Consider the following 18,770-nt stretch of genomic DNA (forward strand, 5'->3'; position numbering starts at 1 on the left):
CTCCCGTGACAACCACCACTGCCGCAGCGCTTCCTCCAGGTACGACAGATGCGCTACCGACGGCACCGATCGTCACGGACGCCGACGAGGTAGTCGTGACACCTGAGCAGGTCGAGGATGAGCCCTTCGTCGTCGAGTGCTACGAGGGCACGCCTGGGCCGGCTCTGTGGAGCGACGGAACGACGTCCTTCGCGCAGTGGTGTTTCGATCAACTCGGCGGCGAGCGTTACCTCGAAAGTGAACGCCAGGCGAACGCGTTCGAATGTGACGGCGTCACTTGCCGCAATCCGTACACCGGCGGTTCGTACCCTGACCCGGCAGCAATTGCCTCGGACGAGGAAGAGCGAAGCCGAGCGGATGCCGAGGCAAGTGGCTGTGCGACCGGAGGCTGCCTCGAGGCATATCGCGCGTGCCGCGACGGTCTGGTCAGTGGAGATGGTTGCGCCTATTGGGGATTCTAGGGACTGACCACGCACATTTTCGGTCCGCGAGAGCGGCGAGCACGAAGCTCGCCGCTCTCATCCGGGCTGGTCGGTCGAGGAGGGAGTCACCCCAGGCGTCACGTGCTTACCGACCGGTGAGCGCCCGGGCCTGATCTGTCAAAGCGACTGTCGCCGCACGTAACTGGTCGACCGAGTCGAGTGGCTCTGCGTATCCGACGCGCGTCACGGCCACGCCGCGCGGGGTGGTGACGCGCAGGTCCAGTCCGTAGCGGTCGGCGCCCTCACAGGTGACCGTCTTCGCATCGGGGAAACCACCGAGCGCCTGGGCCATGGCGCGGAGGGCGTCGGCGTGGTCGGCGTTGAGGTGCTCGATCGCCGGGCCGGCATGCGGGGTGATGGGGTCTGCTGTCGCGGCGGCGTAGGACTCTTCGCTCGCCGAGTCCATTCGCCCGTAGCCGCCGACCCATCGCACCCGCTGCACGCGCAGCACCCAGAGGGAGAAGTCGCTGAAGTCGATGTAGACGTGCGCCGCCGGGACGGCCGCCAGGTGCGCCTCCCGGGCGGCGGCGAGTTCGTCGCCTTCCGGGCGGTAGACGTACCCGGCGAGGGTGATGCGGGTGCTGGCGAGCGGATCGGCGGGCGGGTTCGGCGCGACGATCGCGATGCTGGCGCGGGGATCGTGTGCGAGGTTGCGGCCGTGCTCGGCCATCTGCGACACGCACAGCACGGGGGAGCCGTCGAGCAGCCCGTAGGTGACGAACGACGCCCACGGGTCGCCGTCCCTGGTCAGGCTGGCGAGGGTGCCTACGTTCGTCGTGGCCGCGACCGTCCGGGCCTCCTCGGCAGCGGATGGGCGGGCCGGGTTGGCGACCTCCTCCAGCGGCGGCGGCACGGTCGGGGCGTCACCGGGATCTCCGTGATCAAGGTTGGTCATTCGTTGAACGGTACCCCGCCGCGAATTACCGGTGGCATTGCCGCCCACCTGCGCTTACCGTGATTCGATCGCCCGGCAGGCGGACGGGGTGACCGGATCCGCGGTGGCGGCGGCGTAGGACTCGGCGGTCGCGGAGTCCATTCGCCCGTAGCCGCCGGATGCGCTGCACCCGCAGCACGCGCAGTACCCAGAGCGAGAAGTCGCTGAAGTCGATGTAGATGTGCGCCGCCGGGATGGCCGCCAGGTGCGCCTCCCGGGCGGCGGCGAGTTCGTCGCCTTCGGGGCGGTAGACGTACCCGGCGAGGGTGATGCGGGTGCTGGCCAGCGGATCGGCGGGCGGGTTCGGCGCGACGATCGCGATGCTGGCGCGCGGGTCGTGTGCGAGGTTGCGGCCGTGCTCGGCCATCTGCGACACACACAGCACGGGGGAGTCGTCGAGCAGACCGTAGGTGACGAACGACGCCCACGGGTCGCCGTCCCTGGTCAGGCTAGCGAGGGTGCCTACGTTCGTCGTGGCCGCGACCGTCCGGGCCTCCTCGGCGGGCGGGCCGGGTTGGCGACCTCCTCCAACGGCGGCGGCACGGTCGGGGCGTCGCCGGGATCTCCGTGATCCGTGAGTCTTTCGGCGCAAACCCGGTCCTTCAGGTCCGGGATAACCGATCTGGTTTTGTCGGACTGTATGGCTAGTGTCTGAGTTATGGCGGGGAGAATGGTGAAGCGGGCGTTCAAGTACCGTTTCTATCCGACTGCGGTGCAGGCGGAACAGCTTGCTCGGACGTTCGGGTGCACCCGGTATGTCTACAACCGGGCGTTGGCCGAGCGGACGCGTGCCTGGTCGCAGGAGCGGCGTCGGGTGACCTACGCGGATACCTCGAAGATGCTCACCGGATGGAAGCGGGACACCGAGACCGCGTGGTTGTCGGAGCCGTCGAAGGGGCCGTTGCAGGAGGCGCTGCGGCAGTTGCAGGGTGCGTTCGACAACTTCTGGCGCAAGCAAGCCCGCTACCCGCGATTCAAGAAGAAGGGCCAGTCGAAGGATTCGGCGACCTACTATTCGAACTGCTTCACCTACCGCGGCCGGCAGATCCGGTTGGCCAAGCAGTCCGAACCCCTGGATATTCGGTGGTCGAGGCCGTTACCGGAGGGGACCACGCCGTCGCAGGTGACGGTGTCGCGCAATGCTCGCGGTCAGTACCACATCTCGATTCTCGTCGAGGACACGATCACCGAGCCCCCGTCGACCGATCGGGTGGTTGGGCTGGACGCCGGGATCACCAGCCTCTACACGCTCTCGACGGCGGAGAAGATCGCCAACCCGCGCCATGAGCGCAAGGACCGTGAGCGGCTGGCGAAGGCGCAGCGGGTGCTGGCCAAGAAGCAGAAGGGATCCCGTAACCGGGCCAAGGCCCGACTAAGAGTCGCGAAGATTCATGGCCGGATCGCCGATCGGCGTCGCGATTATCTGCACAAACTCTCCACTCGGCTGGTGCGCGAAAATCAAGTGATCGCCATCGAGGATCTGAGTGTGCGGAACATGGTCAAGAATCGGTCGTTGTCTCGGGCGATCTCGGATGCGAGTTGGTCTGAGTTCCGGTCGATGCTCGAGTACAAGGCCGACTGGTACGGGCGGCAGGTGGTGGCGATCGACCGGTTTTATCCGTCGTCGAAGACGTGCTCGGCGTGCGGGGAGGTCGCCTCGACGATGCCGCTGACGGTCCGGGAGTGGACGTGCCGATGCGGCGCCGTCCACGACCGGGATGTGAACGCGGCGAAGAACATTTTGGCCGTCGGACTGACGGTTGCAGCCTGCGGAGACGGTGTGAGACCACCTCGCACATAACGTGTGGGGCGGCAACTGTCTGTGAAACAGGAACCTCGAGACGTGAGTCCCGAGGGGAATCTCGGTCGTTCGCGGCCGAGAGGACGTCAACTAGGTTCGTCATTCGTTGAACCCCGCCGGAAATTGCCGGTGGCATTGCCGTCGACCTGCGCTTACCGTTGAACTGAGGGCTCGATCGCGAAGAGGCTATGCGAGTGCGACCGGGTCCTCGCAAAGCGTGATCGTGGGTGATGCGAGATGACCGCGTTGGGCGTGCTGGCGCTGGTGCTGGGTGTGCTGTTGATCGTCGTCGAGGCACACGCACCGACCGCGGGTGTGCTCGGCGGGCTCGGGGCGCTGTTCGTCGGGGCCGGGGTGTGGCTGCTGTTCACGTCCAGTGACACCGCGCAGATGATCGCCATCCCGGCGGCCGCCGGAGTCGCGGTGGTGGGAGTGGGTCTCGCCGTGGTGGGCGGCCGGAAGGCACTCGCCGCCGGGCACGCGCCCGTGCGCACCGGAATGCAATCCCTCATCGGATCCGACGCCACCGTCCGCAACTGGAAGGGACGGCAAGGTCAGGTCGAGGCCGCCGGAAGCCTGTGGAAGGCGCAAACACTGTTCGGGGACGACGAGACGCCGACCGCCGGCGACTCCGTCATCGTCGAGCAGATCCGCGGACTCACCCTCACCGTGCGCCGCCGCGAACCATGGGAGCTGCAACTATGACCACCATCATCGTCATCCTGTGCGTCGTCATCACCCTCCTCGCCGTCGTCGCGAGCAGCTCGATCCGGGTACTGCGCGAGTACGAGCGGGCCGTCGTGTTCCGGCTGGGCCGGCTGGTCGACCTGAAGGGCCCGGGACTGGTGCTGCTGATCCCGGCGATCGACCGGATGGAACGGGTCAGCCTGCGGACCGTGACCCTCAAGATCCCCGTTCAGGAAGTGATCACCCACGACAACGTGCCTGCCAAGGTCACCGCCGTCGCCTACTTCCGGGTGGTCGACGCCGACCGGGCGATCGTCGAGGTCGAGGACTTCCTGGCCGCCACCCTGCAGATCGCCCAGACCACCCTGCGCTCGATCCTCGGCAAGGCCGACCTCGACGCCCTGCTGGGCGAGCGGGAACGCCTCAACGAGGACCTCCAGAAGGTCATCGACCAGCAGACCGAGCCGTGGGGTGTGAAGGTCACCACCGTCGAGATCAAGGACGTCGAGATCCCCGCCAACATGCAACGGGCCATCGCCCGGCAGGCCGAGGCCGAACGCGAGCGCCGCGCCAAGATCATCAACGCCGAAGCCGAGTTCCAGGCCTCCGCGAAACTCGTCGAGGCCGCCGACGTCATCAGCCGCAACCCGACGACTCTGCAGCTGCGCTACCTGCAGACCCTCAGCGCCATGGGCGGCGAAAACAACTCCACCGTCGTCTTCCCGATGCCCCTCGACCTGGTCCGCCCGTTCCTCACCGCGGCCAAGGACGCGGCAGCGGCGGACGACGGCGACGAACGGGCCCGGTTCGAGGCCCAGGCCAACCTGGCCGCGATGATCCCGCCCGCCGGTCCGGAGGCGCGCGCACCGCACCACGCACGAAACTGACGTCGTGCCCCACCGTTCACCGTCCGGCCACCGCGCGTGCCCCGGGAGGTGACCGGAGTGCGCTTGGCTAGGGTGGACAAACAGTGGCGTCCACCCGGGCACCTGCCCCCGTCGGGGCGAGCGGAAGCGAGAGACCGATGAGCGGCACAGAGGCAGCCGACATACGGACGGCCGAGTATCCGCGACCGTCACATTTCGTGCTGCACCTCAGCGACACCCATCTCGTCGACGACGACCTGCTGTACGGGGCCGTCGACAGCGAGGCCACCCTGCGGCAGATCTTCACCGAGATCGAGTCGTCGCACTCCCGCCCGGACGCCCTGGTGTTCACCGGCGACCTCACCGACCGCGGTCAGCCGGGGGCCTACGAGAAGCTGCGGGCGATCGTCGAACCGGTGGCGGCGTCGCTCGGTGCGCAGGTGATCTGGGCGATGGGCAACCACGACGACCGCGGACACTTCCGGACGGAACTGCTCGGGCAGGAGCCGTCGTACGAGCCGATCGACCACGTCTACGACGTCGACGGACTGCGCATCGTCACCCTCGACACGACCGTGCCCGGACATCACCACGGGGAGATCTCCGAGAGCCAATTGATCTGGCTGGCACAGCAGCTCGCGGTTCCGGCACCCCACGGGACCATCCTGGCGCTGCACCACCCGCCGGTGCCGTGCGTGCTCGACCTGGCGGTGCTGGTGGAACTGCGCGATCAGCCGCGCCTCGCCGACGTGCTGCGCGGCAGCGACGTCCGGTCGATCCTCGCGGGACATCTGCACTACTCGACGACGGCGACGTTCGCGGGCATCCCCGTCTCGGTCGCGTCTGCCACCTGCTACACCCAGGACCTCAACGTCCCGGCCGGGGCGCTGCGCGGACGCGACGGCGCCCAGGGCTACAACCTCGTGCACGTGTACCCGGAGACGATCGTGCATTCGGTGGTCCCGATGGGCAGCTACGACACCGTCGGCGAATACGTCACCGCCGAGGAGACCGAGCAGCGGCTCGCGGCCGAGGGTGTGCGGATCCCGGACATCGGGGAGCAGGCCGTCACGCGGGTGCGGGTGTAGTCAGCCCCGGCGCGGGAACTTCTCCCGGTACGCCATGACGTCGGAGAGCCGGAACCGGCGGTGGGTGCCGCGCATCTCGATGGGCAGGGCGCCGGAGTCGGCGAGCCGGCGCACGTAGGTGTCGGAGACGCCGAGGATCTCCGCGGCCTGGGACGTGGTGAGCAGGTCCGCGACCGCGCCGAGTGCCACACTCTGCCCGTCGGCGAGAAGGGTGAGCAGTTCGAGGACCGCGTCGCGCGCGGGGTCGGGCAGCACCAATCCGTCGAGGGTGACGATCGGCGACGCGTCGAGGGCGGTCCGGAGCTCGGCCGCAACCGTCGGGTCGAGCGCGGAAACGATGTGGTCGATGCTCATGGGTTTACGATCTCATGAGCCCGGACGGCGAGGCCCCGCGGCGGTAGTCTTGCTGTGTGGACGAATTGCACGATCCCGACGCCTTCGAACTCGCACGTGCCGGTCAGATCGACGTGACACCGGAGATAGACGAGATCGGGGAGTTGCTGCGCAAGTCCGGCCGCAAACACGCCATCGACGACACGGACGAGCCGTGGCGGCACGGGTACCCGTACGACGAGAAGATGACGCGGCGGCAGTACGAGAACCGCAAGCGCAAACTGCAGATCGAGTTGCTGAAGTTCCAGGCGTGGGTGAAGGAGAACGGCGAGAAGGTCGTCATCATCTTCGAGGGCCGGGACGCGGCCGGCAAGGGTGGCGCGATCAAGCGGTTCACCGAACACCTCAACCCTCGTGGTGCGCGGGTGGTGGCGCTGGAGAAGCCCACCGAACGCGAACGCACCCAGTGGTACTTCCAGCGGTACGTGCAGCACCTGCCCGCAGGCGGGGAGATCGTGATGATGGACCGCTCCTGGTACAACCGGGCCGGCGTCGAACGCGTCATGGGCTACTGCACCCCCAACGAGTACCTGGAGTTCACCCGGTCTGCGCCGGAGTTCGAGCGGATGCTCGTGCAGTCGGGCATCCACATCATCAAGTTCTGGTTCTCGGTGGGCCGCGAGGAACAGCACGCCCGGTTCGTGTCCCGCAGCACCGACCCCGTCAAGCAGTGGAAGCTGTCGCCCACTGACCTCGCGAGCCTCGACAAGTGGGACGCCTACACCGAGGCCAAAGAGGCGATGCTCTTCTACACCGACACCCCGCAGGCGCCGTGGACGGTCGTGAAATCGAACGACAAGAAGCGCGCCCGGATCGAGGCGATCCGCTGGGTACTCCACAAATTCGACTACACCGGCAAGGACCCGCGGGTGGTCGGCACCCCTGACCCGCTCCTCATCGGTTCTCCCGCAACGGTCTACGACGAGGGCGAGCGCCCGGAAGACGCGTTTCCCGCCGTCTGATCAGATCCCGGTCTCCCACGGTGCCGGGATGGGGAAGTAGTTCTCCAGGAACTGCGTCACCTTCTTGGTGCGCAACTCCAGGTCGATCTCGGGTGCGCTGCCGTCGTTGAGACAGAAGAAGTCCATCGACCGCTTCGCGAGCAGCGAGTCCATGTCGCGGAGCCCCGACTTCATCGTGGTGTCGACGTACTTCACCCGCGCCGCCGTCTGCACCACCGCGCGACCACTCATCAACGCGTAGTAGTGATACAGCGAGTTCGTCACCGAAATGTTGGTGCTGGCGCGGAAAGTGCTTGCGGCCGTGGCGGCGAACTCGTCGGGGAACTCCTTCTCCATCTCCTCCATCACGCTCTTGCGGAGCGGGGTGGCGGCGTGTTCGAGGTGCCGGGTGGTCATCAGACCGAAGCGGTCCTGCAGCAGCCGGCGATTCACGCGGGCGGCGTTCTCGAAGCCGCTGCGCTCGTCGTCGTTGTGGCCCAACCCGATTCGGGTGGTCGCCTCGATGAACATCGTGATGCCGCCGGGGGAGAAGAACATCTGCGGACCCACCGAGCGGCCGAAGAACATGTCGTCGTTGGAATACAGGAAATGCTCGGCGAGACCGGGGATGTGATGCAGCTGGCTCTCGACGGCCTGCGAGTTGTGGGTGGGCAGCACCGACGGGTCGGCGAAGAACTCCTCGCTCGGCATGAACGTCACCCGCGGGTCGTCGGCGAGCCACGCCGGACGGTCGGAGTCGGTGGCCACGAAGATCCGGCGAATCCACGGCGCGTACATGTGCACCGAGCGCAGCGCGTACTTGAGCTCGTCGATCTGCCGGAACCGGGCGGCGGAATCGTCACCCTCACCGACCACGTAGTTCTGCATCCGCTTGGCGCGCTGCGCCTGGAACTCCGCCGACGAGCCGTCCACCCAGGAGAACACCAGGTCGACGTCGAAATTGATGTCCGACGCATGGTCGGCGAACATGTTCTCGATGGTCGGCCACACCCGCCCGAACCGCTCGACGGTGCCGCGGACCGCCTCCTCCGAGCGCACCACGCGCCGGGTCAGGGAGTTCTCCATCGGCAGCACGATCTCGTCGTCGCTGATCGACCACAACTCGATCTGCACCCCCGTCGACGCCCCGTAACTCAGGCCGCTCGCCAGGTGCACGCGCGGACGGAACAGCCGGAAGATGCGGGCCTTCGACGTCGCGGACAGGCTGCCGTCGGAGACCAGGACCGCGGGACCCTTGGCGTCGACGGTCTTGGAGTAGAACGGACGGTCCTCACACGCGGCGACGAGGGCCGCCCGCAACGCCTTCCGCTGCGCCCAGTTGACCGCGATGACCGGGCGTTCGTCGTTGCCCCGCACCAGCAGATACTCGATCCCGGCGCCGTCCAGGACGTCGCGGACGAACAGCAGGTCCTCGACCATCGCCTCGTGCGGCGTGGTGTGCGTGATCGGCAGCGCGAAGCGGCCCTTGAACCGGACCACGTCGGCGCGGTCGCGCAATCTCGACGCCGCGGCGGCGGAGGCATGGGCAACGGCGTCCGCGGTCTCCTGCTCCGGGGGTACGAAGTAGACGTCATGCGGAGCGGAGGATTGAGTAATGTCGGGCCTTTCGGTGGCTGTCGCGAGTGCGATCCTGCCCAGTCTAGGCGCTGCGGTGCGGCTACCGCCTTCGAGTAAGCGTCGGACGCGAAGTACCACGTCGGACGCTTCCCTGCCGGAATCTGTTAGGAAGGACCCATGGCCGATCGCACCGGGGACATCGACGCAACTGATCGGGATGCCTGTCAGGCTTTCGAGGACGTCGTCGCGCTCCTGAACTATCCGATGTTCGTGGTGACCACACGGTCGGAAGACGAGATGTCGGGGTGCCTCGTCGGGTTCGCGTCGCAGGTCAGCATCAACCCGCCGCGCTTCCTGGTCGGACTGTCCAACAAGAATCACACCTTCTCGGTGGCCTCGCACGCGGAGCGTCTGGCGGTGCATCTCCTGACCCGTGACCATGTCGCGCTCGCGACGCTCTTCGGCGCGCAAACCGGGGACGAGATCGACAAGTTCGCCCGATGCGACTGGCATCCCGGCCCGCACGGGCTGCCGATCCTGGACGATTCACCCGCGTGGTTCAGCGGCCGAATCCTCGAACGACTCGAACTCGGTGACCACGTCGCGTTCCTCCTCGCCCCGGAGACCGGATCCGCCCCGGACGACCTCGGGCAGCTGGTCACCTTCTCCGACGTGCGCGACCTCGAACCCGGGCACGAGGCGTGACGCCGCAGATGCGCACGCTGAGCAGCGGTGCCGACGAGGTGTCGGCGGAAGAGTTCTACCGCGACCCGCCGGACGGGGTACGGGTGAACATGGTTGCCAGCCTGGACGGTGCGGCGGCGTTCGGCGGACGCGTCCGGCCCCTGTCCGACCCGGTGGATCACCAACTTCTGCGTGCGATGCGTGCGTATGCCGACGTGGTTCTGGTCGGGGCCGGCACCGTCCGCGCCGAAACGTACGGACCGGTGCAGCTGACGGAGGAACAGGCTCGGTATCGACTCGAACGGTGGGGACTCGACGCACCACCGCCGATCGCTGTCGTCACACGAACGGGCAACGTTCCGCCGGATTCGCCATTGTTCGCCGGTCGTGTCAGGCCGATCGTCGTCACCACCCGACGGGTGGCAGAAACGCGCGGGGCAGCACTCGGGGAGTCGGCGGACATCGTCGTGGCGGGTGACGACAGCGTCGAGATGCCTGCCCTCATGGCCGCTCTGCGGGACCGCGGGTTCGGCCGCATCCTGTGCGAGGGCGGCCCCACCCTCCTCCACGATCTCGTCACACACGATCTGGTGGACGAGATGTGCTTGACCCTCGCCCCGCGATTGGCCGGTCCGCAAACACTACCCGCATCGTCTGGCCCGACAGTGCAAGCGCCGCGCACACTTTCACTCGAGCATGCTCTGATCAACGACGACTTTCTCTACCTGCGCTACGGCCGGGGAACACAGCGCGGCTGACACTGCCGTCAGTCCAGGACGGTGAAGAACGAATCGCCGTCCTCCGCCGACCCGTCGATCTGCCCCCGGTCGGTGCGCGAGTCCTGCACGATGACGCCCTCGACCACGTCGGCGTGCTTGTTTCCGAACACCGGAATGTCGATGTCCTCCTCGTCGATGACACGGTCGACGTCCTCGCTCAGCTGGTCGTCGGGGAGATCCGCCAACGACACCTCGCTCTGCTCCTCGAGCATCACGTCGGGCTCTTCCTCCGACAACTTCTCGTCGAGGGACTCACCCTCCCGCTCCTCGCGCGCCGTGGTGCCGAACTTGTCGGCCTCACTCCACCCATCGGGCGGATCGACGACGTCGTCGCCGTCGTTGTTGCGCACGTCGTCGGAGTCCAGGCTCTCGCTGGGGCTCAGCGTGTCACCGGGTCCGTCTTCGATACTCATACGCATCAAATGCCCAGATCAGGCTTCGTTGAAACTTCGATCGATCGAGGTCAGGCGACGGCCGGAGCGCCCCGCAGCGCCTCGAGCGCCGCGATCTGCGCCGGCGACCACGGCGCCGAGTTCGCCCGGCTCGAATCGAGGTGCACGAGTACGACGGTCAGCTCCGCGGCCTGCACGCCGTCCTGGTGGACCGTGATCTGGAAGGTCAGGGAGGTGGTGCCGATCCGGTCCAGGGTGACGACGACGTCCGCGTCACCGGTGAACAGTTCGCGTCCGAAGTTGCTGACGACGTTCACCACGGCGGTCTGCGTGACCGGGTCGAGCAGGTCGCCGCACGCCTCGACGAGCGCCCGCTTCCACGCCGCGCCCGCCGCCTCGTGCGCGCAGTAGAACGGCACATGGCGGCTCACGGACGCCGGCGCGTCCGGCGTGGCGTTGTTCCGCAGGGCAATCGTGTAACGAGGCATGGATCGGACATTACCCAGACGCCGGCGGGCCGGCATTCTCAGGGGACTACTCGAACAACCCGCGGAGGTCGTCGGCGTCGAGACTGGAGCTGAGCAGGGAGTCGGCGTCCATCACGCTCGCGAACAGCGCCGACTTCTTCGCCTTCAGCGCCATCACCTTGTCTTCGATCGTGTCCTTCGCGATCAGCCGATACACCATCACGTTCCGCGTCTGCCCGATGCGATGCGCCCGGTCCACGGCCTGAGCCTCCGTCGCCGGGTTCCACCACGGGTCGAGGATGAAGCAGTAATCGGCCTCCGTGAGGTTCAGCCCGAAGCCGCCCGCCTTGAGGCTGATCAGGAATACCGGGGCGGCGCCCTCCTTGAACTCGCGGAGCACGTCGCCGCGACGCCGGGTGCTGCCGTCGAGGTAGCTGTGCGCGATCCCGGCGTCCGCGAGCCGGTCGCGGATCTTGCCGAGGAACCCGGTGAACTGGCTGAACACCAGCGCCCGGTGACCGCCCGCGACGACGTCCGCGAGCTGCTCGAGCAGGGCATCCACCTTGGCGGACGGAACGTCGTGATACTCGGCGTCCACTAGTCCGGCGTCGAGGCTCAGCTGCCGAAGCAGGGTGAGCGACTGCAGGATCGTGAAGCGGTTCTTGTCGACGTCGGCGAGCAGGCCGAGGATCTTCTGCCGCTCACGCTGCAGGTGGGTGTCGTAGACCTTGCGGTGCCGGGGGTGCAGTTCGACGTCGAGCACCTGCTCCTGCTTGGCCGGAAGATCCTTCACCACTTGCTCTTTGGTGCGGCGCAGCATCAGCGGCTTCACCCGGCGGCGCAGCTGCGCCAGAAGTTCGGTGTCGCCCTGCTTCTCGATCGGCTTGCGGTAGTAGTCGGTGAACCGGGCCGGATTCGGGAACAGGCCCGGGGCGGTGATCGACAGCAGCGACCACAGCTCCATCAGGTTGTTCTCCATCGGCGTGCCGGTGATCGCCAGCTTGAACGGCGTCTCCAGCCGGCGAACGCACTGGTAGATCTTGGACTGATGGTTCTTGGTGAACTGCGCCTCGTCGAGGATCATCCCCGACCACGCGGACTCCGCGTAGGCCTCGAACTCCAAGCGGAACAGGGTGTACGACGTGACGACGATGTCGGCGCCCTCGACCAGTTCGTCGAACGGGACGCGCCGCCGGGATCGGGTGTCGGAGATCGCGACGACGGTCGCGTCCGGAGCGAAGCGGGCCGATTCGGACTCCCAGTTCGACACGACGCTGGTGGGGGCGATGATGAGGAACGGCGGCGCGGCCGGATTCGACTGCCGCGCATGGCAGATCAACGCCAGCGCCTGCAGTGTCTTGCCGAGCCCCATGTCGTCGGCGAGGATGCCGCCCAGCCCGTGCTCCCACAGGAAGGCCAGCCAGCGGAACCCCTCCAGCTGATACGGACGCAGCTGGGCGTCCAGCGTGCTCGGGGCTTCCGCGGGCCCGATGTTGGTGGGCGCGAGCAGGCCGTCCACCTGCTGCCGCCACTGCGTCGCCTGCTTTTCGACGGTGCCGAGTGCGGCGAACTCGTCCCACAGGCTCGCCTGGAAACGGCTCAGCCGCAACGTCCCGTCCGCGCGGTCGCGGAGGGCCCGCGCCTCGTCGATCAGCTTCCGCAGCGTGTGGAGTTCGGGTTTGTCGAGGGAGAAGTAGGCGCCGTCGGGCAGCAGCAACTCGGTCTTCCCCGCGGCCAGCGCCGAGAAGACCTGGTCGAACGGCACGTCCCGGCCCTCCACTGTGAGGGTGACGCCGAGGTCGAACCAGTCGGTGCCGCCCTCGGATGCGGTGACGGACACCCCGATGGCCAGGGAATCGCCGGCCTCCCGGTAGTCGGCGGGTTCGCCCGAAACGTCGATCGACACGTCGGACTTGCCGTGGAGCAGGGGCAGGACCTCGGTGGTGAACCGCATCGTGTCGAGTCCGCGCAGCGCCGTCGCTTCCGGACCGCCCGACCCCAACCTGTATCTGTCCCAGGCGATGTCGAGCTCGTCGAGCAGTGCGCGCTCGCGGGCGTCGTCCCGGTACTCGTCGCCGGGGGTCCGGGCAGTCAGCGGCGCACGGTGCTCGTTGTCCCCGACGGTGTACAGCCATTCCCAGTCGACGGCGACCTCGTGGTCGGGGAGATACGACGCCCGCATCACCAGGGTGGGCTCGGAGATCGCGGGTGGGACGAACGAGCCGTCCGAGGAGATGACCGTGGCCAGGTTGCGGAGCTTCGGCAGGAAGTCCGTCAGGAAACGGGACTCTTCGGCGGCGGGAACCTCGATGGGTGTGCGGCGGCGCACCAGATCCTGTAAGGGGCCGGGCACGACGGAGTCGAGGCGCGCGAGGTGAATGCGCTCGTCCGCGTCGACGTAGAACAGGCCGTGGGCCCGGACGCCGATGAAGCCGACGGTCACTGCGTCGACAGGTTCGCCGTCGACGCGGACCACCGGCCGCACGACGAGGGCGCCGGTGGCGTCGTCGCGGGTGGCGTCGAGGCAGACCTCCGCCGAGCGGTAGGGGGCGAGTGCGCCCAGACGCTTGGAGGAGTGGATGAGCTCCACACCGACCCGGGCGGCCTCGTCGAGCAGTGACCACAGCTGGCGGCTGGGGAAGACGCTGAGATCGAGATCGGTGTGGTTCTGGCGGCGGTACGTCAGACCGCCGACGGACAGCAGGTGAATCTCGTGCAGCACCCGGATCTGCTCGGCGGGGTGCTGGAACTGGCTGCCCAGCTTGTTCCACGCCAGCCCGCCGACGATCCAGCCCTTACTCCCCGGCTGGACGGGCCGCACCAGCAACTGGGGTGCCGCGGCGGCGGCCGACGCCTGGACCCGGAACTGGATGGCGAGCGGCGAACGCCTGCCGGAGTCGCCGAACGGATCGGCGGTGAGCAGGGAACCGAGCCAGCGTTCCCAGGTGGGCGCGACTGCCGCCTGGGCCTCGGACCTCGCCTGTTTCATCGCGGTGATCAGCAGGGCGGCGACGTGCTTGCAGTTCATGCCGACCGGACACGTGCAGATCCCGTACCGGTACACGGTGCGGCCGCTGCTGGAGACGATGAACGCCGACGCGGAGTACGGTTCCGTCGCCGTGCCCGCCACCTCGCCCCACAGCTCCTTGGCCGCCGGATCCCACGACATCTCGATGACCGCGTGGTCGCGGGCGTACTGCTCGCCGCGGGTGTAGGTGGTGGTGCCGAGGACCGCCTTGATCGACGCCACGTCGATGTCGCGCAAGTCCCCGGGAAGCATGGCAACAGGGTAGTCAACTCATCCGACACGGTCGCGGGGTGCGGCGACTTCCACCCCAGGGTTCCTTGTTCCGCACCTCGCCCGATCGGAGACTTCGGAGCGTCGGGGGAAACCCATGGATCGGAGAGAACATCATGGCCGAGATGGTCGAAGCACACCGGAAACATCGCACTGGTGGAGTCGCGCGAACACTGATCACCGTGTACGGCACGCTCGTGTACGTCACGTTCCTGATCGTGTTCCTGTACGCGATCGGATGGGTCGAGGGACTCGTGGTGCCCCACACGATCAACGACGGCCCCGACGCTCCCGTCGCGGTCGCCGTGGTCATCGACGTGGTGCTGCTGACGGTCTTCGCCATGCAGCATTCGGTGATGGCCCGGCCCTGGTTCAAGAAACGCTGGACCAGGATCGTCCCCGAACCGATGGAGCGCTCGACGTACGTATTGTTCGCCACGGCCGCGCTGGCGCTGCTGATGTGGCAATGGCGTCCGTTACCCGAGCAGATCTGGGACGTGGAGACCGATTGGGTCCGCGTCGTGATCTACGTCGTGTCGCTCGGCGGGTGGGCCCTCGTGCTGGCGGCGACATTCGCCATCGACCACTTCGACCTGTTCGGGCTGCGCCAGGTGCTGCGCAACCAGAGCGGAAAGTCGGCTCTGCCCAGTCACTTTCGGACCCCTGTGCTGTACCGGGTGATCCGGCACCCGCTCTATGCCGGTTTCATCATCGCGTTCTGGGTGGCGCCGACGATGACCTGGGGCCGGTTGTTGTTCGCCGTCGGGACCACCGGCTTCATCCTGGTGGCGGTGCGCTTCGAGGAGCACGACCTGGTCGACACGTTCGGCGACGACTACCGCACCTACCGCTCACGGGTGCCGATGCTCGTCCCGAGGGTCGGCTCGCGAGGGCGCTAGCGTCACAGACCCCCGGCGACATCGATGGTCGTGGCGGTGACGTAGGACGCCTGGTGGGACAGGGCCCACAGCACCGCTTCGGCGATCTCCTCGGGTTCCGCGACCCGGCCGAGTGGCACCTTCCCGGCCACTCGCCCGGGTCGTCCGGGGTCGCCGGCAGCGGCATGGATGTCGGTGTCCGTCGTACCGGGAGCGACGCCGACGACGCGGATGTTCGCGCTCGCCAGTTCCCGCCCGAGTCCCACCGTGAAACTGTCGACGGCCGCCTTGGAGGCCGCGTACCCGACGTATTCGCCCGGTGCGCCGGTGCGGGCCGCGATCGAACTGAGATTGACGATGACGCCGGGGCGCCCTGTTCGGATCCAGTGCTCGGCGGCCGCGCGGGCGTAGGCCATCGCCCCGAAGACGTTGACGTCGAACACCTCCCGCACCACTGCGTCCGGGGTGGTGAGGAACGTGCCGAGCGCGCCGGTGGTCCCCGCGTTGTTGACCAACGCGACCAGCTGACCGCGTTGGTCGGCCGCATCGACGACGGCGACGGCCTCATCCGCGTCGCGGACGTCTGCCCGCACGGCGGTGGCGCGGACACCGCAGTGGTGGACGAGTTGCTCGGCGGCCTCGTCGTCGTTCTGGAACGTGAACGTCACCTGGTAGCCGCGGTGCACGGCGAGGCGCACCACCGCTGCGCCGATGCCGCGGGATCCACCGGTGACGAGGATGTGTTCGGACACGATACGAGCGTATCCGGGCGATCAAATGCGGACCGAAGCTGACCGCTATCGGTTCTACGGTGAGTGAAACCGATTCGCCGACGCAGGAGGACCGCATGACCGTCGAGCCGATTCCCGAGGGCTACACCACCGTCACACCGTGGATCATCTCCCGCGACACCGCCGCGCTGATCGACTACGTGAAGGCGGCGTTCGACGGCGAGGAACTCGGACGGATGGTGGGCGAGGACGGCACCATCGGGCACGCCGAGGTGAGGATCGGGAACGCCGTCGTGATGATGTTCGATGCCCGACCCGACTGGCCGCCGACGCCCGGGTTCCTCCGCCTCTACGTCGACGACGCGGAGGCGGTGCTCGCGCAGGCCGTCGCGGCCGGCGGCACGCTGGTGACGAAGGCGACGCACCTGTTCTGGGGCGACCTCGTGGGACGCGTCCGCGACCCGTTCGGCAACCTCTGGTGGGTCCAGACCCACATCGAGGATGTCGAGGAGGCGGAGATGACCAGGCGCATGAGTGACCCGACGTTCACCGCCGCAATGGAATACGTGCAGAGCGCCGACTTCTTTCCCGGACGGTAGACCGGGTCAGCGTTTCGGTCTGCCGAACGTGATGCTCGGCGCGGTCACGGTGAGGGACGCGATCCGGACCGCCACGCCGGACGGCTTCGGCGGCTCGGCGTCGATGATCGTGGGGTGATAGTCGATCTGCTCGGGCGACGGACGGGCCGGCGCGAACACGCTCCGGACGACCCCGATCGGCGTGCGGGCGATCGCGTCGGCCGACTGCTGGATCTGTTCGAGCGTCCGGAACACCGTGTCGAAATTGTCGGACTGCTGGGTGGTGCTCACCGCCTCGACCACCGGCCGCATCGTCCGCAACAGGAACACGACCTCCTCGAGCAGTTCCTCGGTGAGCCGGAGGATGTGGAACGACGTCTTCGCGACCTCGATCGGCACGGTCACGGCGCACACGGCGACGCGGACCGGCCCCTCGGCAGCCGAGGCCGCCCTCCGGACGGTGCGCTCGACCGGGGAAGGCACGAAACGGGAAACGAAGATCACCAGTCGACCCCCTCGCGGCGCGGCATCCTATCAGTGCCGGGGAGGTTACCGCGCACACGCTCGCCGCGCAGGACGAGCGAGCGGCGTCAGCCCGGCAACAGGGCCCGGACGGCGTCGATGGTGTCGGCGTCGGCGGCGGTCTTGTCGGGGCGGTAACGCAGGACGCGCGCGAATCGCAGCGCGAGCCCGCCGGGATAGCGCGTACTGACCTGGACGCCGTCGAGTTCGATCTCCACGACGAGGTCGGGGTGCAGGTACACGGTGTGATCGTCGCGGCTGCGTTCGTGGCGCGGGAATTCGTCCGTCTGCCACTGCAGTAGCGCGTCGGTGAGGCCCTTGAACGTCTTGCCCACCATGATCGGTTCGCCGCCGTCCGGGTCGCGCGCACCGAGGTGCAGGTTGGACAGGTAGCCGGTGCGTCGCCCGTAACCCCATTCGGCGCCGAGCACCACCAGATCGAGCGTGTGCTCCGGTTTCACCTTCTGCCAGGCGCGGCCGCGTCGCCCCGCCGCATACGGCGCGGCGAGCGACTTGACCATCACCCCTTCGTGCCCGGCGGCAAGGGCGTCGTCGAAATGGGTTGCGGCGCCGTCGCTGTCGGGGCGGATCAGCCCGGGAATACGGTGTTGCGGGGCAACGCGTTCCAGGGCCGCCAGCCGCTCCTCCAACGGCGCGTCCAGAAGGTCGACGCCGTCGAGGTGCAGGCAGTCGAAGAAGTAGGGGTGCAGCAGCAGGTCGCGGGCGGACTCGGCGCCGAAGCGGCTCATCGTCTCCTGGAACGGTCGGGGGCGGCCGCTGTCGGTGAGCGCCAGCGTCTCCCCGTCGAACACCGCCGACGTGCAGGGCAGGCCGGCGACGAGTTCGACGAGTTCCGGCACGCTGCCGGTGATCTCACGCAGGGTGCGGGTGAAGACGTGCACGTCGTCGCCGTTGCGGTGCACCTGGATGCGCGCGCCGTCGAGTTTGTATTCGACGCTGACGTCGCCGCCGAGTTCGGTCCACGCGTCGGTGAGTGATTCGGCGGGGGAGGCCAGCATCGGCCGGACCGGACGACCCACCTCCAACCGGAACGCGGTGAGGGCGTCGACGCCGCCGTCGAACGCCGCGACCGCGGTCGCGGGAAGGCGTCCCGACAGCATGAACGCCCGGCGCACCGGTTCGACGGGAAGGTCGGCGGCCGCCGCGATCGCGTCGGTCATCACCCCCTCGAGCGCACCCTGGCGAAGGTCGCCGGTGAGCAGTCGCAGCAGGAAGTCCCGCTCGTCGGCGGTGGTGCGGGCTAAGAGGTCCGCGAGCAGTTCGCGTCGGCGGGCGGCGGATCCGGAACCGGAGATCCCGGCAACGGCGGTGACGGTCCCGTCGAGGTCCGACACCGTCACGGACGGGACATCGGCCGGGGTGGCGGGAATGTCGGCGAGTGTCCGCCAGCCGATCCCGATCCGGCCCTGCCGAAGCTCCCCGGACAGCCACGCCACCACCGGTTCCACCTCGGCCGGCTCCAGTTGGGTGAGGACCTCGCGCAGCGCCCCGACCTTCACCTTGCGCGACCGCGTGGCCCCCACGTCCCGGGACGTCGCGACGATCTGCGAGAACAGCACACCCCGACGGTAACCGGAACGTCCCGCAGGCGGTCAGAATCCGCCTGATCGCAACGCTGGGCCGACCCGGCCGTCGTTCCTAGGCTTCGAC

19 protein-coding genes and 1 pseudogene are annotated in these 18,770 nt (G+C 67.9%); 10 read left to right on the forward strand and 10 right to left on the reverse strand.

Translation table 11 applies throughout. The features are described 5' to 3' along the window. Positions 1–5 precede the first annotated feature (5 nt). Complete coding sequence (locus JVH1_RS29010) at positions 6–461, forward strand: hypothetical protein (RefSeq protein ID WP_009474350.1); 456 nt, start codon at positions 6–8, stop codon at positions 459–461. A gap of 106 nt (positions 462–567) precedes the next feature. Here JVH1_RS29010 and JVH1_RS29015 read toward each other — a convergent pair whose 3' ends face one another. Next, entirely contained in the window at positions 568–1,377 is an 810-nt protein-coding gene (locus JVH1_RS29015) for a HugZ family protein (RefSeq protein ID WP_009474349.1), read from the reverse strand. Between the two features lie 63 nt (positions 1,378–1,440). Then, a pseudogene (locus tag JVH1_RS29020) lies at positions 1,441–2,022 on the reverse strand (HugZ family protein); the annotation flags it as partial. Positions 2,023–2,074: 52 nt separating this feature from the next. On the opposite strand from JVH1_RS29020, the gene JVH1_RS29025 reads away from it, so the two are divergent. From JVH1_RS29025 to JVH1_RS29040, 4 genes are all read left to right on the forward strand, one after another. Further along, positions 2,075–3,217: an RNA-guided endonuclease TnpB family protein gene (locus tag JVH1_RS29025; RefSeq protein WP_192817823.1), complete on the forward strand. Its 1,143-nt coding sequence runs from the start codon at positions 2,075–2,077 to the stop codon at positions 3,215–3,217. 237 nt (positions 3,218–3,454) lie between these two features. Then, positions 3,455–3,922, forward strand: a complete 468-nt coding sequence (locus tag JVH1_RS29030; RefSeq protein WP_009474346.1) for an NfeD family protein — start codon at positions 3,455–3,457, stop codon at positions 3,920–3,922. Further along, complete coding sequence (locus tag JVH1_RS29035) at positions 3,919–4,791, forward strand: slipin family protein (RefSeq protein WP_009474345.1); 873 nt, start codon at positions 3,919–3,921, stop codon at positions 4,789–4,791. Before JVH1_RS29030 ends, JVH1_RS29035 begins: the two co-directional genes overlap by 4 nt. Before the next feature lie 137 nt (positions 4,792–4,928). Continuing rightward, positions 4,929–5,858 carry a phosphodiesterase gene (locus tag JVH1_RS29040; RefSeq protein WP_009474344.1) on the forward strand — a complete coding sequence of 310 codons (930 nt, stop codon included), beginning with the start codon at positions 4,929–4,931 and terminating at the stop codon, positions 5,856–5,858. On the opposite strand, the gene JVH1_RS29045 is transcribed toward JVH1_RS29040, so the two are convergent. Continuing rightward, on the reverse strand, positions 5,859–6,212 hold the full coding sequence (locus tag JVH1_RS29045; RefSeq protein WP_009474343.1) for a helix-turn-helix domain-containing protein: 354 nt from the start codon (positions 6,210–6,212) through the stop codon (positions 5,859–5,861). 56 nt (positions 6,213–6,268) lie between these two features. Between JVH1_RS29045 and ppk2 the strand changes: the two genes are divergently transcribed. Beyond that, the gene (gene ppk2 / locus JVH1_RS29050) at positions 6,269–7,213 is read left to right on the forward strand and encodes a polyphosphate kinase 2 (RefSeq protein ID WP_009474342.1); all 945 of its coding nucleotides are present in this window, start codon (positions 6,269–6,271) and stop codon (positions 7,211–7,213) included. Here the strand turns inward: ppk2 and JVH1_RS29055 are convergent, their stop codons facing one another. Next, entirely contained in the window at positions 7,214–8,908 is a 1,695-nt protein-coding gene (locus tag JVH1_RS29055) for a stealth family protein (RefSeq protein ID WP_237735115.1), read from the reverse strand. A gap of 39 nt (positions 8,909–8,947) precedes the next feature. Here JVH1_RS29055 and JVH1_RS29060 point away from each other — a divergent pair, with 39 nt between their 5' ends. Next, on the forward strand, positions 8,948–9,475 hold the full coding sequence (locus JVH1_RS29060) for a flavin reductase family protein (RefSeq protein ID WP_009474339.1): 528 nt from the start codon (positions 8,948–8,950) through the stop codon (positions 9,473–9,475). 8 nt (positions 9,476–9,483) lie between these two features. Continuing rightward, on the forward strand, positions 9,484–10,212 hold the full coding sequence (locus JVH1_RS29065; RefSeq protein ID WP_043778664.1) for a pyrimidine reductase family protein: 729 nt from the start codon (positions 9,484–9,486) through the stop codon (positions 10,210–10,212). Between the two features lie 8 nt (positions 10,213–10,220). Here the strand turns inward: JVH1_RS29065 and JVH1_RS29070 are convergent, their stop codons facing one another. The 3 genes from JVH1_RS29070 to JVH1_RS29080 are packed head-to-tail and all read right to left on the reverse strand — an operon-like array spanning position 10,221 to position 14,372. Beyond that, positions 10,221–10,652, reverse strand: coding sequence for a hypothetical protein (locus JVH1_RS29070; RefSeq protein ID WP_009474337.1), 432 nt, complete (start codon positions 10,650–10,652; stop codon positions 10,221–10,223). Between the two features lie 44 nt (positions 10,653–10,696). After that, the gene (locus tag JVH1_RS29075) at positions 10,697–11,113 is read right to left on the reverse strand and encodes a thioesterase family protein (protein WP_009474336.1); all 417 of its coding nucleotides are present in this window, start codon (positions 11,111–11,113) and stop codon (positions 10,697–10,699) included. Between the two features lie 46 nt (positions 11,114–11,159). Next, a complete protein-coding gene (locus tag JVH1_RS29080) occupies positions 11,160–14,372 on the reverse strand; it encodes a DEAD/DEAH box helicase (protein WP_009474335.1) in 3,213 nt (1,070 codons plus the stop codon). A 134-nt stretch (positions 14,373–14,506) separates the two neighbouring features. Here JVH1_RS29080 and mddA point away from each other — a divergent pair, with 134 nt between their 5' ends. After that, the gene (gene mddA / locus JVH1_RS29085; protein WP_009474334.1) at positions 14,507–15,289 is read left to right on the forward strand and encodes a methanethiol S-methyltransferase; all 783 of its coding nucleotides are present in this window, start codon (positions 14,507–14,509) and stop codon (positions 15,287–15,289) included. Positions 15,290–15,291: 2 nt separating this feature from the next. On the opposite strand, the gene JVH1_RS29090 is transcribed toward mddA, so the two are convergent. Then, a complete protein-coding gene (locus JVH1_RS29090) occupies positions 15,292–16,020 on the reverse strand; it encodes an SDR family oxidoreductase (protein WP_009474333.1) in 729 nt (242 codons plus the stop codon). A gap of 95 nt (positions 16,021–16,115) precedes the next feature. Here JVH1_RS29090 and JVH1_RS29095 point away from each other — a divergent pair, with 95 nt between their 5' ends. Continuing rightward, positions 16,116–16,598, forward strand: a complete 483-nt coding sequence (locus JVH1_RS29095) for a VOC family protein (protein WP_009474332.1) — start codon at positions 16,116–16,118, stop codon at positions 16,596–16,598. A 6-nt stretch (positions 16,599–16,604) separates the two neighbouring features. Here the strand turns inward: JVH1_RS29095 and JVH1_RS29100 are convergent, their stop codons facing one another. Continuing rightward, positions 16,605–17,081 (reverse strand): hypothetical protein, encoded by a 477-nt coding sequence (locus JVH1_RS29100; RefSeq protein WP_009474331.1) that lies wholly within the window; start codon positions 17,079–17,081, stop codon positions 16,605–16,607. Between the two features lie 86 nt (positions 17,082–17,167). Next, the gene (locus JVH1_RS29105; protein ID WP_009474330.1) at positions 17,168–18,679 is read right to left on the reverse strand and encodes an ATP-dependent DNA ligase; all 1,512 of its coding nucleotides are present in this window, start codon (positions 18,677–18,679) and stop codon (positions 17,168–17,170) included. Between the last annotated feature and the right edge of the window lie 91 nt (positions 18,680–18,770).

This window comes from Rhodococcus sp. JVH1, from assembly GCF_000280725.2.
Classification (GTDB): domain Bacteria; phylum Actinomycetota; class Actinomycetes; order Mycobacteriales; family Mycobacteriaceae; genus Rhodococcus_F; species Rhodococcus_F jostii_A.

Excerpts from the sequence above, each read along its gene's own strand:
- JVH1_RS29015 (WP_009474349.1), bottom strand. The coding sequence starts at position 1,377 with ATGACCAACCTTGATCACGGAGATCCCGGTGACGCCCCGACCGTGCCG.
- JVH1_RS29025 (WP_192817823.1), top strand. The coding sequence starts at position 2,075 with ATGGCGGGGAGAATGGTGAAGCGGGCGTTCAAGTACCGTTTCTATCCG.
- JVH1_RS29030 (WP_009474346.1), top strand. The coding sequence starts at position 3,455 with ATGACCGCGTTGGGCGTGCTGGCGCTGGTGCTGGGTGTGCTGTTGATC.
- JVH1_RS29035 (WP_009474345.1), top strand. The coding sequence starts at position 3,919 with ATGACCACCATCATCGTCATCCTGTGCGTCGTCATCACCCTCCTCGCC.
- JVH1_RS29040 (WP_009474344.1), top strand. The coding sequence starts at position 4,929 with ATGAGCGGCACAGAGGCAGCCGACATACGGACGGCCGAGTATCCGCGA.
- JVH1_RS29045 (WP_009474343.1), bottom strand. The coding sequence starts at position 6,212 with ATGAGCATCGACCACATCGTTTCCGCGCTCGACCCGACGGTTGCGGCC.
- JVH1_RS29060 (WP_009474339.1), top strand. The coding sequence starts at position 8,948 with ATGGCCGATCGCACCGGGGACATCGACGCAACTGATCGGGATGCCTGT.
- JVH1_RS29065 (WP_043778664.1), top strand. The coding sequence starts at position 9,484 with ATGCGCACGCTGAGCAGCGGTGCCGACGAGGTGTCGGCGGAAGAGTTC.
- JVH1_RS29070 (WP_009474337.1), bottom strand. The coding sequence starts at position 10,652 with ATGCGTATGAGTATCGAAGACGGACCCGGTGACACGCTGAGCCCCAGC.
- JVH1_RS29075 (WP_009474336.1), bottom strand. The coding sequence starts at position 11,113 with ATGCCTCGTTACACGATTGCCCTGCGGAACAACGCCACGCCGGACGCG.
- JVH1_RS29080 (WP_009474335.1), bottom strand. The coding sequence starts at position 14,372 with ATGCTTCCCGGGGACTTGCGCGACATCGACGTGGCGTCGATCAAGGCG.
- mddA (WP_009474334.1), top strand. The coding sequence starts at position 14,507 with ATGGCCGAGATGGTCGAAGCACACCGGAAACATCGCACTGGTGGAGTC.
- JVH1_RS29095 (WP_009474332.1), top strand. The coding sequence starts at position 16,116 with ATGACCGTCGAGCCGATTCCCGAGGGCTACACCACCGTCACACCGTGG.